Annotated in this window: 19 protein-coding genes; 15 read left to right on the top strand and 4 right to left on the bottom strand. The window is 72.4% G+C overall.

The features are described 5' to 3' along the window. Position 1 precedes the first annotated feature (1 nt). Entirely contained in the window at positions 2-1,084 is a 1,083-nt protein-coding gene (locus ACVW19_RS07995; RefSeq protein WP_457457886.1) for a hypothetical protein, read from the bottom strand. A gap of 212 nt (positions 1,085-1,296) precedes the next feature. Then, the gene (locus ACVW19_RS07990) at positions 1,297-2,874 is read right to left on the bottom strand and encodes an oxidoreductase (RefSeq protein WP_457457884.1); all 1,578 of its coding nucleotides are present in this window, start codon (positions 2,872-2,874) and stop codon (positions 1,297-1,299) included. Between the two features lie 211 nt (positions 2,875-3,085). Between ACVW19_RS07990 and hisD the strand changes: the two genes are divergently transcribed. Genes hisD through hisF form a run of 8 tightly spaced genes read left to right on the top strand, consistent with a single transcriptional unit; the run spans position 3,086 to position 8,885 of the window. Beyond that, complete coding sequence (hisD, locus tag ACVW19_RS07985) at positions 3,086-4,426, top strand: histidinol dehydrogenase (RefSeq protein WP_457457883.1); 1,341 nt, start codon at positions 3,086-3,088, stop codon at positions 4,424-4,426. Beyond that, positions 4,423-5,571 carry a histidinol-phosphate transaminase gene (locus ACVW19_RS07980; protein ID WP_457457881.1) on the top strand — a complete coding sequence of 383 codons (1,149 nt, stop codon included), beginning with the start codon at positions 4,423-4,425 and terminating at the stop codon, positions 5,569-5,571. Before hisD ends, ACVW19_RS07980 begins: the two co-directional genes overlap by 4 nt. After that, entirely contained in the window at positions 5,568-6,161 is a 594-nt protein-coding gene (gene hisB, locus ACVW19_RS07975) for an imidazoleglycerol-phosphate dehydratase HisB (protein WP_457457879.1), read from the top strand. Before ACVW19_RS07980 ends, hisB begins: the two co-directional genes overlap by 4 nt. 2 nt (positions 6,162-6,163) lie before the next feature. After that, positions 6,164-6,322 carry a hypothetical protein gene (locus ACVW19_RS07970; protein WP_457457877.1) on the top strand — a complete coding sequence of 53 codons (159 nt, stop codon included), beginning with the start codon at positions 6,164-6,166 and terminating at the stop codon, positions 6,320-6,322. Positions 6,323-6,324: 2 nt separating this feature from the next. Next, the gene (hisH, locus tag ACVW19_RS07965) at positions 6,325-6,966 is read left to right on the top strand and encodes an imidazole glycerol phosphate synthase subunit HisH (RefSeq protein ID WP_202280713.1); all 642 of its coding nucleotides are present in this window, start codon (positions 6,325-6,327) and stop codon (positions 6,964-6,966) included. Positions 6,967-6,970: 4 nt separating this feature from the next. Beyond that, positions 6,971-7,696, top strand: coding sequence for a bifunctional 1-(5-phosphoribosyl)-5-((5-phosphoribosylamino)methylideneamino)imidazole-4-carboxamide isomerase/phosphoribosylanthranilate isomerase PriA (priA, locus tag ACVW19_RS07960; RefSeq protein ID WP_457457875.1), 726 nt, complete (start codon positions 6,971-6,973; stop codon positions 7,694-7,696). Then, on the top strand, positions 7,693-8,103 hold the full coding sequence (locus tag ACVW19_RS07955) for a RidA family protein (RefSeq protein ID WP_457457873.1): 411 nt from the start codon (positions 7,693-7,695) through the stop codon (positions 8,101-8,103). Before priA ends, ACVW19_RS07955 begins: the two co-directional genes overlap by 4 nt. Further along, the gene (gene hisF / locus ACVW19_RS07950) at positions 8,100-8,885 is read left to right on the top strand and encodes an imidazole glycerol phosphate synthase subunit HisF (RefSeq protein ID WP_457457871.1); all 786 of its coding nucleotides are present in this window, start codon (positions 8,100-8,102) and stop codon (positions 8,883-8,885) included. Before ACVW19_RS07955 ends, hisF begins: the two co-directional genes overlap by 4 nt. Before the next feature lie 89 nt (positions 8,886-8,974). On the opposite strand, the gene ACVW19_RS07945 is transcribed toward hisF, so the two are convergent. Both ACVW19_RS07945 and ACVW19_RS07940 read right to left on the bottom strand, forming a co-directional pair. Continuing rightward, on the bottom strand, positions 8,975-9,373 hold the full coding sequence (locus ACVW19_RS07945) for a VOC family protein (RefSeq protein ID WP_457457869.1): 399 nt from the start codon (positions 9,371-9,373) through the stop codon (positions 8,975-8,977). A 63-nt stretch (positions 9,374-9,436) separates the two neighbouring features. Further along, a complete protein-coding gene (locus ACVW19_RS07940) occupies positions 9,437-10,072 on the bottom strand; it encodes a TIGR03085 family metal-binding protein (RefSeq protein ID WP_457457867.1) in 636 nt (211 codons plus the stop codon). A 97-nt stretch (positions 10,073-10,169) separates the two neighbouring features. Between ACVW19_RS07940 and hisI the strand changes: the two genes are divergently transcribed. The 7 genes from hisI (at position 10,170) to trpM (ending at position 14,997) form a co-directional block, all read left to right on the top strand. Beyond that, complete coding sequence (gene hisI / locus ACVW19_RS07935; RefSeq protein WP_457457866.1) at positions 10,170-10,586, top strand: phosphoribosyl-AMP cyclohydrolase; 417 nt, start codon at positions 10,170-10,172, stop codon at positions 10,584-10,586. Between the two features lie 11 nt (positions 10,587-10,597). Beyond that, positions 10,598-12,106 carry an anthranilate synthase component I gene (locus ACVW19_RS07930; protein ID WP_457457863.1) on the top strand — a complete coding sequence of 503 codons (1,509 nt, stop codon included), beginning with the start codon at positions 10,598-10,600 and terminating at the stop codon, positions 12,104-12,106. A gap of 61 nt (positions 12,107-12,167) precedes the next feature. After that, the gene (locus ACVW19_RS07925; RefSeq protein ID WP_457457862.1) at positions 12,168-12,806 is read left to right on the top strand and encodes a TIGR02234 family membrane protein; all 639 of its coding nucleotides are present in this window, start codon (positions 12,168-12,170) and stop codon (positions 12,804-12,806) included. Between the two features lie 145 nt (positions 12,807-12,951). Continuing rightward, positions 12,952-13,203 carry an HGxxPAAW family protein gene (locus ACVW19_RS07920; RefSeq protein WP_457457860.1) on the top strand — a complete coding sequence of 84 codons (252 nt, stop codon included), beginning with the start codon at positions 12,952-12,954 and terminating at the stop codon, positions 13,201-13,203. A 77-nt stretch (positions 13,204-13,280) separates the two neighbouring features. Further along, positions 13,281-13,733 (top strand): DUF2752 domain-containing protein, encoded by a 453-nt coding sequence (locus ACVW19_RS07915; protein WP_457457858.1) that lies wholly within the window; start codon positions 13,281-13,283, stop codon positions 13,731-13,733. A gap of 180 nt (positions 13,734-13,913) precedes the next feature. Further along, entirely contained in the window at positions 13,914-14,723 is an 810-nt protein-coding gene (gene trpC / locus ACVW19_RS07910) for an indole-3-glycerol phosphate synthase TrpC (protein ID WP_457457856.1), read from the top strand. Between the two features lie 22 nt (positions 14,724-14,745). After that, complete coding sequence (trpM, locus tag ACVW19_RS07905; RefSeq protein WP_457457854.1) at positions 14,746-14,997, top strand: tryptophan biosynthesis modulator TrpM; 252 nt, start codon at positions 14,746-14,748, stop codon at positions 14,995-14,997. Positions 14,998-15,049 lie beyond the last annotated feature (52 nt).

Below are 15,049 nucleotides of genomic sequence, written 5' to 3'. Positions count from 1 at the left end.
CCTAATGGTCGCCGAAGCGGACCCGGCCGCCACGTTCACTCCGTGGATGCCCGGAGCCCGTGGTGAAGGCGCCGGAGCCCGTGGTGGAGGCGGCGGCGGGACCGGCGGCCACCGCCGCGTACACGCCCCGGCGAACCTCCAGGAACCGGCCGAGGGGATCGTCCGTGTCCCGGTCCCAGGGCGAGGAGGTGGCGTACGGGCCGGTGAGGCGCAGTTGCTCCAGGGTGTCCGGCCATCGCTCCAGGCGCAGGAGGACGTAGGCCAGCAGGTTGCGCAGCTCGGCCGGCCGGGGGTGGGCCGCCGGAAGCCGGGCGGACAGGGACGCGGCGCGGTCGGCCGCCGCTTCGAGCCGAGCACGCGGCACCTCGGGACCGCAGCCGTCGGTGAGGTAACCGAAGGCCGCCCACAGCGGCAGCGCCTGCGTGAGCGAGCCCTCCGGCGCGTCCTGCGCGGCCTGGTCGGCGAAGTCGAAGCACTCGTGGTGCGCGCCGTGCCAGGAGGACGCCAGGTAGCGCAGGGCCGCCACATGGCAGCCGTAGTGGTGCGGGGCGCGGCGGACCGCCGCCTCCCACAGCTCCTGGAAGTACCGGTGTCCGGCGCGTGCGCCGCGGGCGTGGTCCAGGGCGAGCCGCCACGGCACGGGGTCGCGGTGGTCGGCCCGGGCGGCGGCCGTGATCAGCGGGCTCACCTCGCGCAGCGCTTCGGCGCGGGCCGGTGAGTCCCAGGCGCGGTGCACCGCCCGCTGGGCGTCCACGAGCAGCCCGTCGGGGTTGTGCGGGTCGAGGACACGCCAGGTGTCCAGCCACTCGGGGCGCGAGCGCGCGAAGGCCGCGAGCTTCTGCACCTTCCGGTCGCGGTGCTCCCAGGCCCCGCTGCGCCGGGTGGCGGCGAGCAGTTCGGCGGCGGGCGTGGGGTCGCCGGCGGCGGCCCCGACCAGTGCCGGACCCAGCGCCTCGTCGGGCGCGTCGAGGAGCACCTCGTCGTCGGCGGGCAGCACAGGGGCGGTGGGCGAGGCGGTGCCCGTCTTTCCTCGCACCCGGGACGCACGGGTGAACGCATGCAGCAGAGCCATGGTGTCGACCATTGAAAGACCGCAGGTCACAGCAGCGCCAGACCCTTCACGGAAGTCACGGAAAGTTGTACGCGACCTGGTCAAGGCCGGGTAAAAAGCCCCCGGGCTCGCCGGGACTGCCGGGGCCGGGGGAGTGCTGTCGGGGCTGGTCCGGGCAGGGCCGATCAAAGGGGGTCAAAGGGCATCAAAGGGTGTCGAAGGGTGTCGAAGGGAGTCGGAGAAGGTCAGAGGCGGCGCAGGGTTCGGGTGGCCCCCGCCGCCACCGTTGTGGCGAGGATCCAGCCCAGCAGGATGAACGCCGCCGCGAGCCACTGCCAGCCGCCGCGCAGCTGCCAGAACCCCACCTGGCCCAGGTCGATCACCGGCAACAGCAGGTCCAGGGCGAAAAGGGCGGGATTCCACGTCGGGTGCTCGCCGTCCTTGATGGGCGGATGGTGCGCGTGCGCGAACGCCAGTGAGCCACCCGCCCACAGCACCGCCATCCACACCGCGGCCCGCCCCGGCCGGTAGCCGTAGGCGACCGTCCAGTCCTGCGCGTAGCCCCACAGCTTGGCCGCCACCGGCAGACTCTCGCGGCGCCTGCGCTGCTTGGCGAGCAGCACCTCGCGGGCGTCCTCGTCCTCGCCGCCCGCCCGCAGCACGGCGGCCAGCCGCTCGTACGGCTCCGGGGTGTACTCGGCGCTCGCCGCGGCCACCCACTCCAGCCGCTCCGCCAGCGAGAACGGCCCGCGCGGCACGAGGGTCTCGTAGACGAAGCCGCCCATGTGCAGCCGACCGGGCCCCGGCCAGCTGTCCGCCCGGTCCACCAGGTTGACCACCCGTGCTCCCGACAGCGTCACCCGCCCGCGGGCCGGCCGCTCCCCGAGGAACCGCAGCTCCGGCGTCTGCACCCGGCACAGCGACAGCTCCTGGTCGTCGGTCAGGGTGAACCGGGCCCGCTCGAAGTCGACCGCGTCACCGAACCGCCCGTCGTCCAGCCGCACCCCGCCCCGGCACTCGAACCGCTGTATCCGCGTCCCGCGCGCCGGTGTCATCCCGCTCCTCGCCTGGGAACCGACCCCGGCGGGCGTCAGATACAGCGACCGCTCGACGGTCAGCTGGGGCGCGTTCAGCGCGAGCCGGGCGGACGGATTGTCCAGCAGGGCCCCGCGCAGACTCAGCGAGACACCTATCTGCGCGGTCCGCAGGCTCAGTTCGCCGTGCGACTCCAGCAGTTCGGCCTGGAGGTCCTGGCCGACGGTCATGCCGTCCGCGGCGATCGAGCGGCCGCTGCGGTCGCGGTGCACGACCGCCTGGTTGAGCAGCAGATCCGTACCGATCTGGGCGTCGGTCAGCCGTATGCCACCCGAAAACCGGCAGCGCGGCAGATGCAGATCGCCCTCCGTCTGCAACCGGGCCGCCTCCAGACGCGGCACCGAGCAGTCCACCAGCCGCATCGTCGTGAACCGGGCCTCCGGCAGCAGCACGTCCCGCTCGAAGCGGCAGTCGCGCATCTCGACGTACGGCGCCACCGTGCCGCCCGCCAGGTCCAGCACACCGCTGATCCGCACTCCGACCAGCTTCAGTGAGGAGACCCGGCCGGCCAGCGCGGACGGTCCGTCCAGCAGGAGCCAGCACACGACGCGGGCCCGCACGGTCCGCTCCGGCCCCCACGGGTGCCCTCCGTGCGGATCGTCGACGACGCTGTCCCCGCTGCTCAGGTCGTACACGCTGCCGTTGCGGAAGGCCTGCCACATGCCCGCCTCCACGGCGGTCAGGTCGTCCGGCGGCTCCCCGGCGCGCGGCCCCGCTCCCTCGGTCACGTCCTCCCCCCTTTCCGGCCTTTCCAGGTGTTTCCCCGGATACTTGCGAGTTCGTCTCTTCGTACAGCGGTTCATGCCCACTGGGTGACCCGTTGAACACAGAAAGTGAGGAAGGTCTTCTCGATGTGCACAATGCGTCACCGTGAGGAGTCCGTATCAGTCACTGGAACGCTCGCACGGCGTCCGGCGCGGGTCTGAGAGAATTGACCCCGTGCTGCAACATTCCTTCCTGGCCCGAATCGATCTGCGCGGCGCCGCCCTCCCCGAGGGCCCCGCCCTGCGCGCCCTGCTGCCCCGAGCCGACTTCGACGTCGCGGCCGCCCTGGAGAAGGTGCGGCCCATCTGCGAGGACGTGCATCATCGGGGCGACGCGGCGCTGATCGACTTCGCCGAACGGTTCGACGGCGTGCGTCTGGAGTCCGTCCGGGTGCCGGCGCGGGCCCTCACCGACGCGCTGGAGCAGCTGGACCCGGCCGTGCGCGCGGCCCTCGAGGAGTCCATCCGACGCGCCCGCCTCGTCCACCGCGCACAGCGCCGCACCACCCACACCACCCAGGTCGTGCCCGGCGGCACGGTCACCGAGAAGTGGGTGCCCGTCGACCGAGTGGGCCTGTACGCGCCCGGCGGCCGGTCCGTCTACCCGTCCTCCGTGATCATGAATGTGGTCCCGGCCCAGGAAGCCGGCGTCGAGTCGATCGCGCTGGCCTCGCCGGCCCAGAAGGAGTTCGGCGGACTGCCGCACCCGACGATCCTCGCCGCGTGCGCGCTGCTCGGCGTCGACGAGGTGTACGCCGCGGGCGGCGCCACCGCCGTCGCGATGTTCGCGTACGGCACCGAGTCCTGCCCGCCCGCCCCCATGGTCACCGGCCCCGGCAACATCTGGGTCGCCGCCGCCAAGCGCTACTTCACCGGCAGGATCGGCATCGACGCCGAGGCCGGCCCGACCGAGATCGCGATCCTCGCCGACGCCACGGCCGACCCGGTGCACGTCGCCTCCGACCTGATCAGCCAGGCCGAGCACGACCCGCTGGCCGCCGCCGTCCTGGTCACCGACTCCGCGGACCTCGCGGACGCGGTGGAGAAGGAACTGGAGCCGCAGGTCAAGGCCACCAAGCACATCGAGGACCGGATCGTCCCGGCGCTCGCCGGCCGGCAGTCCGCGATCGTGCTGGTCGACGGCCTCGACGAGGGCCTGCGGGTGGTCGACGCCTACGGCGCCGAGCACCTGGAGATCCAGACCGCCGACGCCGCCGCACTCGCCGACCGGGTGCGCAACGCCGGCGCGATCTTCGTCGGCCCCTGGTCCCCCGTCTCCCTGGGCGACTACGCGGCCGGATCCAACCACGTCCTGCCCACCGGCGGCTGTGCCTGCCACTCCTCGGGCCTGTCCGTCCAGTCCTTCCTGCGCGGCGTCCACATCGTCGACTACACCGAGGACGCGCTGGCCGACGTCGCGCACCACGTGGTCACACTGGCCGAGGCGGAGGACCTGCCCGCACACGGCGCGGCGATCAAGGCGAGGTTCGGCTGGAAGGTGCCCGAGAGCAAGTGAACGACACGCACGTCACCATCGACGACCTCCCCGTACGGGACGAACTGCGCGGCAAGTCCCCCTACGGAGCGCCCCAACTGGACGTCCCCGTACGGCTGAACACCAACGAGAACCCCTACCCGCTGCCCGAACCGCTCGTCGAGCGGATCGCCGAGCGGGTCCGTGAGGCCGCCCGGCACCTCAACCGCTACCCCGACCGGGACGCGGTCGAGCTGCGCACCAGGCTGGCCGAGTACCTGACGAAGACCGGCTCGCACCCCGTAGGCGCCCGGAACGTCTGGGCGGCCAACGGCTCCAACGAGGTCATCCAGCAACTGCTGCAGACCTTCGGCGGGCCCGGCCGCAGGGCGATCGGCTTCGAGCCGTCGTACTCGATGCACGGACTCATCGCGCGCGGCACCGGCACCGAATGGATCTCCGGCCCCCGGGGCGACGACTTCACCGTCGACGTGCCCGCCGCCGAGAAGGCGATCGCCGAACACCGCCCGGACGTCGTCTTCGTCACCACCCCCAACAACCCCACCGGCAACGCGGTCCCGGCCGAGACGGTCCTCGCGCTGTACGAGGCCGCCCAGGCGGCCAAGCCGTCGATGGTGGTCGTGGACGAGGCGTACGTCGAGTTCAGCCACGGCGACTCGCTGCTGCCGATGCTCGAGGGACGCCCTAACCTCGTCGTCTCCCGCACCATGTCGAAGGCGTTCGGCGCGGCCGGCCTGCGCCTCGGCTACCTCGCCGCGCATCCGGCGGTCGTGGACGCCGTGCAGCTCGTCCGGCTGCCCTACCACCTGTCGGCGATCACCCAGGCGACCGCGCTGGCCGCCCTGGAGCACACCGACACGCTGCTGAAGTACGTCGAGCAGCTGAAGCGGGAGCGGGACCGGCTGGTCACCGAACTGCGTGACCTCGGCTACGACGTGACCGCGTCCGACGCGAACTTCGTCCAGTTCGGCACGTTCGCGGACGCCCACGTGGTCTGGCAGAAGATCCTCGACCGGGGCGTCCTGGTCCGGGACAACGGAGTACCGGGACGGCTGCGGGTCACCGCGGGCACCCCGGCCGAGAACGACGCGTTCCTCGACGCGGTCCGTGAACTGGTCAGTTACGTGGGGGCCACCCCCACACCCCCTAAGGAGCAGAGCGCATGAGCCGCGTAGGACGCGTGCAGCGGACGACGAAGGAGACGTCGGTCCTCGTCGAGATCGACCTCGACGGCACCGGAAAGACGGAGATCTCCACCGGGGTCGGCTTCTACGACCACATGCTCGACCAGATCGGCCGGCACGGTCTGTTCGACCTGACCGTGAAGACCGAGGGCGACCTGCACATCGACTCCCACCACACCATCGAGGACACCGCCCTCGCCCTCGGCGGCGCCTTCAAGCAGGCGCTCGGCGACAAGACGGGCATCTACCGCTTCGGCAACTGCACGGTCCCCCTGGACGAGTCCCTCGCCCAGGTCACCGTCGACCTGTCCGGCCGCCCCTACCTCGTGCACACCGAGCCCGAGAAGATGGCGCCGATGATCGGCGAGTACGACACCACGATGACCCGGCACATCCTGGAGTCCTTCGTCGCCCAGGCCCAGGTCGCCCTGCACGTGCACGTGCCGTACGGGCGCAACGCGCACCACATCGTGGAGTGCCAGTTCAAGGCACTGGCCCGGGCCCTGCGGTACGCGTCCGAACGCGACACCCGCGCGGCGGGCATCGTGCCCTCCACGAAGGGCGCCCTGTAGGCATGAACGGCCTGTCCACCGCCCTGATCGTCGTCGGCCTGTTCTTCGTCGGCGGGGTCGTCTCGTTCATCAAGCAGAAGATGCCCAAGAGTCTCGTCGTGGTGCTCGCGATCGGCGCCGCGATGTGTCTGACCGCCGGCGTCCTTCGGCTGGAGGTGTGACCGTGAGCGCCACCAAGCGGGTCGTGGTCTTCGACTACGGCTTCGGCAACGTCCGCTCCGCCGAACGCGCCCTCGCGCGCGCGGGCGCCGACGTGGAGATCACCCGCGACTTCGACACGGCGATGAACGCCGACGGCCTGCTGGTCCCCGGCGTCGGCGCCTTCGCCGCCTGCATGAAGGGCCTCAGGGAGGCCAGAGGCGACTGGATCATCGACCGCCGGCTGTCCGGCGGCCGGCCCGTGATGGGCATCTGCGTCGGCATGCAGATCCTGTTCGCGCGGGGCATCGAACACGGCGTCGAGACCGAGGGCATGGACGAGTGGCCCGGCTCGGTCGAGCCGCTGCGGGCCGACATCGTGCCCCACATGGGCTGGAACACCGTGGACGTGCCGGCCGGCTCCGAACTGTTCGCCGGACTGGACGCGGACGCCCGCTTCTACTTCGTGCACTCCTACGCCGTCCACGACTGGACCCTCCCGGCGGACAACCCGGTGATGCGGGCGCCGACGGTCACCTGGTCCACGCACGGCAAGCCGTTCGTCGCCGCGGTGGAGAACGGTGCCCTGTGGGCGACGCAGTTCCACCCCGAGAAGTCCGGCGACGCCGGCGCCCAGCTCCTCACCAACTGGATCGGAACCCTGTAGCGACATGGCCAAGCTCGAACTCCTCCCCGCCGTCGACGTCCGCGACGGCCAGGCCGTCCGCCTCGTGCACGGCGAGTCCGGCACCGAGACCTCCTACGGATCCCCCCTGGAGGCCGCGCTCGCCTGGCAGCGCTCGGGTGCCGAGTGGCTGCACCTGGTCGACCTGGACGCCGCGTTCGGCACCGGCGACAACCGCGAGCTGATCGCCGAGGTCGCCCGTGCCATGGACATCAAGGTGGAACTGTCCGGCGGCATCCGCGACGACGCCTCCCTGGCCGCCGCCCTGGCCACCGGCTGCACCCGCGTGAACCTCGGCACCGCCGCCCTGGAGACCCCCGAATGGGTCGCCAAGGTCATCGCCGAGCACGGCGACAAGATCGCCGTCGGCCTCGACGTGCGCGGCACCACCCTCCGCGGACGCGGCTGGACCCGGGACGGCGGCGACCTCTACGAGACGCTGGAGCGCCTCAACAAGGAGGGCTGCGCGCGGTACGTCGTCACCGACATCGCCAAGGACGGCACCCTCCAGGGCCCGAACCTGGAGCTGCTGAAGGACGTCTGCGCCGCCACCGACCGCCCCGTGGTGGCCTCCGGCGGCGTGTCCTCGCTGGACGACCTGCGGGCCATCGCCGAGCTCGTCCCGCTCGGTGTCGAGGGCTCCATCGTGGGCAAGGCCCTGTACGCGAAGGCGTTCACCCTGGAGGCGGCCCTGGAGGCGGTAGCCCAGTGAGCGACGTACGACGCGTCATGACCGGCGCGCCCTGGGAGGAGTCGTTCGGCTACTCCCGGGCGGTCCAGCTGCCGAACGGCCTCGTGCTGGTCGCCGGCTGCACGTCGATCGTGGACGGTCAGATCGTCGGAGGCGGCCCGTACGAGCAGACCGTCAATTCCTTCGGCGTCGCGTTCGCGGCGCTGGAGGAGCTGGGCCTCGGCCGTGACGACGTCGTACGGACACGTATGTACATCACCCACGCCCGGGACGTGGACGAGGTGGGGCGCGCACACAAGGAGCTGTTCGACTCCGTCCGCCCCGCCGCATCCATGATCATCGTCTCCGGCTTCGTCGACCCCAGCCTGGTGGTCGAGATCGAGGTCGAGGCGTTCCGTCCCGGCGGAGACCACGGAGTACCCGCATGAGCCTGGCCGTACGAGTCATCCCCTGCCTGGACGTGGACAACGGCCGGGTCGTCAAGGGCGTCAACTTCCAGAACCTGCGTGACGCGGGCGACCCCGTCGAGATGGCCAAGGTGTACGACACCGAGGGCGCCGACGAACTGACGTTCCTGGACATCACCGCCTCGTCGGGCAACCGCGAGACGACCTACGACGTGGTGCGCCGCACCGCCGAGCAGGTGTTCATCCCGCTGACCGTGGGCGGCGGCGTCCGCACCGTCGAGGACGTGGACAAGCTGCTGCGGGCGGGCGCCGACAAGGTCGGCGTCAACACCGCGGCGATCGCCCGCCCGGACCTCATCCGGGAGATCGCCGAACGCTTCGGCCGTCAGGTCCTCGTCCTGTCGGTCGACGCCCGCCGCACCGGGTCCACCGAGTCCGGTGAGTCCGGTGAGTCCGGCGTTTCCTTCGAGGTCACCACGCACGGCGGCCGCCGGGGCACCGGCATCGACGCCGTGGAGTGGGCGCACCGGGCCGCGGAGCTGGGCGCGGGCGAGATCCTGCTCAACTCCATGGACGCGGACGGCACCAAGGACGGCTACGACCTGGAGATGATCGCCGCCGTCCGCAAGCACGTCACCGTCCCGGTGATCGCCTCGGGCGGCGCCGGCCGGCTCACCGACTTCCCGCCCGCGGTCGCCGCGGGCGCCGACGCGGTCCTCGCCGCCTCGGTGTTCCACTTCGGCGACCTGCGCATCGGCCAGGTGAAGCAGACCCTGCGGGAAGCGGGCCACCCGGTCCGGTGACGCCCCGCCCCGTAGGGCAGTTGGCCCCGGCCGTCTCGAGACGGCCGGGGCCAACTGCCCTACGGGGCGGACGCATGCGCCGCCGGCGCTCAGTCCTTGGGCTGGGAGAGCTGGACCAGGTTGCCCACCGTGTCGTCCAGGAGGGCGGTGACCACCGGGCCCTGCTCCTGCGGCTCCTGCACGAAGATCACGCCCTCGCCGCGCAGCCGCTCGTACTCCGCGCGGAGGTCCGTCACGGAGAACACCATGGCGGGCAGGCCCGCCTCACGCACCGCCCTGCGGTACGGCTCCGCGATGGGCCCCTGGCCGGGCTCCAGCAGCAGCTCCAGGTCCCGCTGAGCGCCCTCGGGAGCCCCGACCGTGATGAACAGCGTGCCGCCGCCCAGGTCCATCCGGGTACGGGTCTCGAAGCCGAGCACATCGGTGTAGAACGCGTGCGCCTTCGCGACGTCGTCGACATACACGCTGGTCATGGCGACCTTGATCATGGGACTTCTTCTTCCGATCTCTCAGGTGCCTCAGATCTATCAGATCTCCGGGGGAACGAAGTCTCAGATCCCGAGCTGCTTGGACTCGTTCAGCTTCGTGATCGCGTCCGCGTCGCCCTCCAGCTCGACCTTGGCGGCGCCGTGCCGCCCGTAGGCGAACAGCACCAGCTCCGACGGCTCGCCGGTCACCGTGACCACGGGCGTGCCGCGGTGGGCCACCGCGGTCTGGCCGTCCGGACGGCGCAGCACCAGGCCCGTGGGGACGCCGCGGCCCATCAGCCGGGCGCTGCGCTCCAGCCGGGACCACAGGGCGTCCTGGAACACCGGGTCCAGCTCACGCGGCGTCCAGTCGGGCCGGGCGCGGCGCAGGTCCTCCGTATGGACGTAGAACTCGACGATGTTCGACAGCTCGTCGACCTGCTTGAGGTTGAAGGGCGAGAAGCGCGGCGGGCCGGTACGGATCAGCTGGATCAGCTCCTCGTACGGCTTGGCGGTGAACTCCGCCATCACCCGCTCCAGACGCGGCGCGAGCTGCTTGACCAGGATGCCGCCGGCGGCGTCGGGACGGCGCTCGCGCACCACCACGTGCGCGGCGAGATCACGGGCGCGCCAGCCCTCGCAGAGAGTGGGGGCCTCCGGGCCCGCCGTCTCCAGCAGATCGGCCAGGAGAAGTCGTTCACGCTTGGCATGGGTCGACATGGGGTCAGCCTACGGCGACCCGCCCGGCCCGCCCACCCGATCCGCCCCCTTTCCAGTCGGTGGACGGGACCCGGGCACACCCGTCCCGCACGGCACAATGGTCCCCATGACCAGCACGTCCCGGCCCGGCCGCCTAGACCCGCAGATCGCCGCACGGCTCAAGCGCAGCCCCGACGGTCTCCTGCCCGCCATCGCCCAGCAGTACGACACCCAGGAGGTGCTGATGCTGGGCTGGATGGACGACGAGGCGCTGCACCGCACGCTGACCACCGGCCGCTGCACCTACTGGTCGCGCAGCCGCCAGGAGTACTGGGTCAAGGGGGACACCTCCGGACACGTCCAGCACGTGAAGTCCGTCGCCCTGGACTGCGACGCCGACACCCTCCTGGTCAAGGTCGACCAGGTCGGCGCCGCCTGCCACACCGGCGCCCGCACCTGCTTCGACGCCGACGTGCTGCTCACGGACGCCCGCCCGGACGGCGCCGGCACCGACGTGCCCGCCTCGGATCAGTAAGGTCGGCCGGCATGGACCTCGAGACGTTCCGCAAGCTCGCCACCGACCGCCGGGTCATCCCGGTGACCCGCAAGCTCCTCGTCGACGGCGACACCCCCGTCGGCCTCTACCGCAAGCTCGCCGCCGAGCGCCCCGGCACCTTCCTGCTCGAGTCCGCGGAGAACGGCAGGTCCTGGTCCCGGTACTCCTTCGTCGGCGTCCGCAGCGCCGCCACCCTCACCGAACGCGCCGGACAGGCGCACTGGGAGGGCACCCCGCCCGTCGGAGTGCCGGCCGAGGGCGACCCGCTCGTCGCGCTGCGCGCCACGCTCGAAACCCTGCACACCCCGCGCGACCTCGCCCACGACCTCGGCCTGCCGCCCTTCACCGGCGGCATGGTCGGCTACCTCGGCTACGACATCGTGCGCAGGCTGGAGAAGATCGGCCCCGGCGAACGGGACGACCTGCGACTGCCCGAACTGACCATGCTGCTCACCAGCGACCTCGCCGTCATGGACCACTGGGAGGGCTCCGTCTGGCTGATCGCCAACGCGATCAACCACAACGACCTGGACACCGGCGTCGACGAGGCCCACGCCGACGCCGTGGCCCGCCTGGACGCCATGGAGGCCGACCTCACCCGCGCGGTGGCCCAGCCCCCGGCCGTCCTCCCGCCCTCCGAACTCCCCGACCACACCGCGCTGTGGGGCGGCCCCGACTTCCGCGCGGCCGTCGAGGACATCAAGGAACGCATCCGCGCGGGGGAGGCCTTCCAGGTCGTCCCCTCCCAGCGGTTCGAGACCCCGTGCACGGCGAGTGCCCTGGACGTCTACCGGGTGCTGCGGGCCACCAACCCTTCGCCCTACATGTACCTGTTCCGGTTCCCCCACGGGGACGGCGAGGCCTTCGACGTGGTCGGATCGTCCCCCGAGGCACTCGTGAAGGTCGACGACGGGCAGGCGATGGTCCACCCCATCGCCGGCACCCGGCCCCGCGGCGCCACCCCGCAGGAGGACCAGGCCCTCGCGGAGGAACTGCTCGCCGACCCCAAGGAGCGCGCCGAGCACCTCATGCTCGTCGACCTGGGCCGCAACGACCTCGGACGGGTCTGCGAGCCCGGTTCCGTCGAGGTCGTCGACTTCATGTCCGTCGAGCGGTACTCGCACGTCATGCACATCGTCTCGACGGTCACCGGCCGGGTCGCGGCCGGCCGTTCCGCCTTCGACGTGCTCACCGCCTGCTTCCCGGCCGGCACCCTCTCCGGTGCGCCCAAGCCCCGGGCCATGCAGATCATCGACGAACTCGAGCCGTCCCGGCGCGGGCTGTACGGCGGCTGCGTCGGCTATCTGGACTTCGCGGGCGACTCCGACACCGCCATCGCGATCCGCACCGCGCTGCTGCGCGGGGGCACCGCGTACGTCCAGGCGGGCGCCGGAATCGTCGCCGACTCCGACCCGGTGGCCGAGGACGTCGAGTGCCGCAACAAGGCGGCCGCGGTGCTGCGGGCCGTGCACACGGCGAACCGGCTGGGCACGGTGTGAGACGGTGCGGGGCGGTCCGGGACGAGCCCCGGGTGACGGTTCGCGCACGGGTCACGCGATAGTGGAGTACGTGACTGCTGCACCTCCCCCCCGTTCCGACGCCGCCGGCCCCGCCCGCGCCGGCCGCCTCAGTCTCGCCGTCGCCCTGCTGTGCGGGGCCCTGGGCGCGGCCGTGGCCCTGCTCGCCACCCGGCAGCAGTGGTCCCAGGGCACCGCCACGGTGGCCGGCGGCGCCTTTCCCCTGACCGCCAACGGCAGTGACGTCACCGGCGTCCCCGCCGCCCTCGCCGTGGTGGGTCTGGCCGCGCTCGTCGCCGTCTTCGCCGTCCGGCGGACCGGCCGCCTCGCCGTCGCCGCGCTGCTCGCCCTGTCCGGCGCGGGCATCGTCACGGCCGCCCTGCTCGGCGCCTCCGACAGCTCCGCGCTCGACGACAAGGCCGCCGAGGTCTCCGGCGACACCTCCGCCACGGTGGCGGCCCTCAGCCACACGGCCTGGCCCTACGTCGCGGCCGTGGGCGGTCTGCTGCTCCTGCTGGCCGGCGCGCTCGCCCTGCGCTACGGCAGGCTGTGGCCCGCGATGTCCGGCCGCTACGAGCGCGGCGGTGCCCCCCGGCCACGCCGCGCGGCCGCCGCCGATCCCGACCGGCCCGAGGAACTGTGGAAGGCCCTCGACCGCGGGGAGGACCCGACCGGGACCTGAACCGGGCCGCACCGCGGTCCGGTCGAGCACCGGAAGGCATGTTCGCCGCGCGGAGGTGCACCCCCACTGACGGCACGCACGCGGGTGCGGGACAATGAGTCCGAGCATCCTGCTCAGACAAGTACACAGCAACGAGGAGCAAGCAATGGCGGGCAGCAGCCACGGTCACACCCCGGCCGCCTGGACCGGTGTCATCATCGCCTTCATCGGTTTCTGCGTCGCGAGCGTGTTCACGGTCGTGAGCTCGCCGGTCGGCTTCTGGGCCGGCATCGGCATCGCGCTGCTCGGCGGTGCCGTCGGCGGGATCATGAGCAAGATGGGCATGGGCAAGCCGGAGCACGTCCACCCCCTGAACCAGGCCACCGGCGACCGCGAGCCGGCCCGCGCCCAGAGCTGAACGCCGGGAGCGCTCCGGCCAGGGGCGGTCGGCACACGGGTGCCGCAACCGCCCCTGACGCATGCGCGCGGGGCACAATGCACCCTGTGAACGCCGTCAGCCCCCGCACACCCGGCACGCCCCGCGCACCCCGCGGCAGGGCCGCACGCCTGGCCCTCCCCGCCGGGGCGCTCGCCGCCGTCGCCGGGGCCTTCACCTACGTCGGAGCGGTGGACCCCAACGAACCCGGCCACTACCCCGTCTGCCCGCTGCTGCGCTTCACCGGCCTGTACTGCCCCGGCTGCGGAGGGCTGCGCAGCGCCCACGCCGTCGTCCACGGCGACCTCCTGACGGCCCTCCAGGCCAACGCGCCCGCGGTCCTCGGCTACGCGGCCCTCGCCGTGCTCTGGACCGCATGGGTGGCCCGCGCGGCGCGCGGCAAGCCCCTGCGCATCGACCCCCCACCCGCACTCCTGTGGTCCCTGGGGGCGCTGCTGCTGGTCTTCACGGTTGTCCGGAACCTGCCGTTCGGCAGCTGGCTGCACCCTTGATCAACCGCTGAACGTCCAGCCAGTGGGACCGGCATCCACCGGATGCGAGGGGTACGCCCCATTACGGATACCATCGCAATGACCACCGGTTTCGTCCGGCGACCCGACCATGAGGGCGGGGACGCCCCGGGACGGAAACGAACGCACTGAAGACGGACCGTCTGGAAGGGGGCCTCTCGCGTGAGTGTGCTCGACGAGATCATCGACGGAGTCCGTGCCGACCTCGCGGAGCGGCAGGCACGTGTGAGCCTCGACGAGCTCAAGGAGCGTGTGGCCAAGGCCCCCGCGGCCAAGGACGGCGTGGCCGCCCTGCGGGGCGAGGGCGTCAAGGTGATCTGCGAGGTCAAGCGCTCCAGCCCGTCCAAGGGCGCGCTCGCCGCGATCGCCGACCCGGCCGGACTCGCCGCCGACTACGAGGCGGGCGGCGCGGCCGTCATCTCCGTCCTCACCGAACAGCGCCGCTTCGGCGGCTCGCTGGCCGACCTGGAGGCGGTCCGTGCGCGCGTGGACATCCCCATCCTGCGCAAGGACTTCATCGTCACCTCGTACCAGCTCTGGGAGGCGCGGGCGCACGGCGCCGACCTCGCGCTGCTCATCGTCGCCGCCCTCGACCAGCCGGCCCTGGAGTCGCTGATCGAGCGTGCCGAGTCCATCGGGCTCACCCCGCTCGTCGAGGCGCACGACGAGGAGGAGGCCGAGCGCGCGATCGACGCGGGCGCCAAGGTCATCGGCATCAACGCGCGCAACCTCAAGACCCTCGAGGTCGACCGCGGCACCTTCGAGCGGATCGCCCCCGAGCTCCCGGACCACCTCGTCAAGGTCGCCGAGTCCGGCGTCCGGGGCCCGCACGACCTGATCGCCTACGCCAACGCCGGCGCCGACGCCGTCCTGGTCGGCGAGTCCCTGGTCACCGGCCGCGACCCGAAGACGGCGGTCGCCGACCTGGTGGCGGCGGGCGAGCACCCGGCGCTGCGGCACGGCCGCGGCTGACCCCCCGGTAGGCTTGGCCCCGATGACGCTCCCGATCACCCTGACCGCCAGGGACCCGTACGCGCGCCTCGCCCGTGGCTGCCGCCCGCGCGGCTGCCGCGCGCCCGCGCGCCGGGTCCACGGGCGCCGGGTCCGGTACGCGATCGGTGACGAGCCGGGTCAGGTCAACGGCATGCGATGGCAGCGCCCCTTCCAGGGGCGCGGGACTGTACCTGAACACGTGCGGCTCCGTCGCGCGGACGCGACGAGCCGCACACGGCCCGCAGCGGCCTGACACCCCCGCCCCCACGGCGACCAGTGACCGAGAACAACGCTCACCGTGAGGT

Source organism: Streptomyces sp. TE5632 (assembly GCF_054061295.1).
This window is presented reverse-complemented; position numbering and strand designations above follow the sequence as displayed.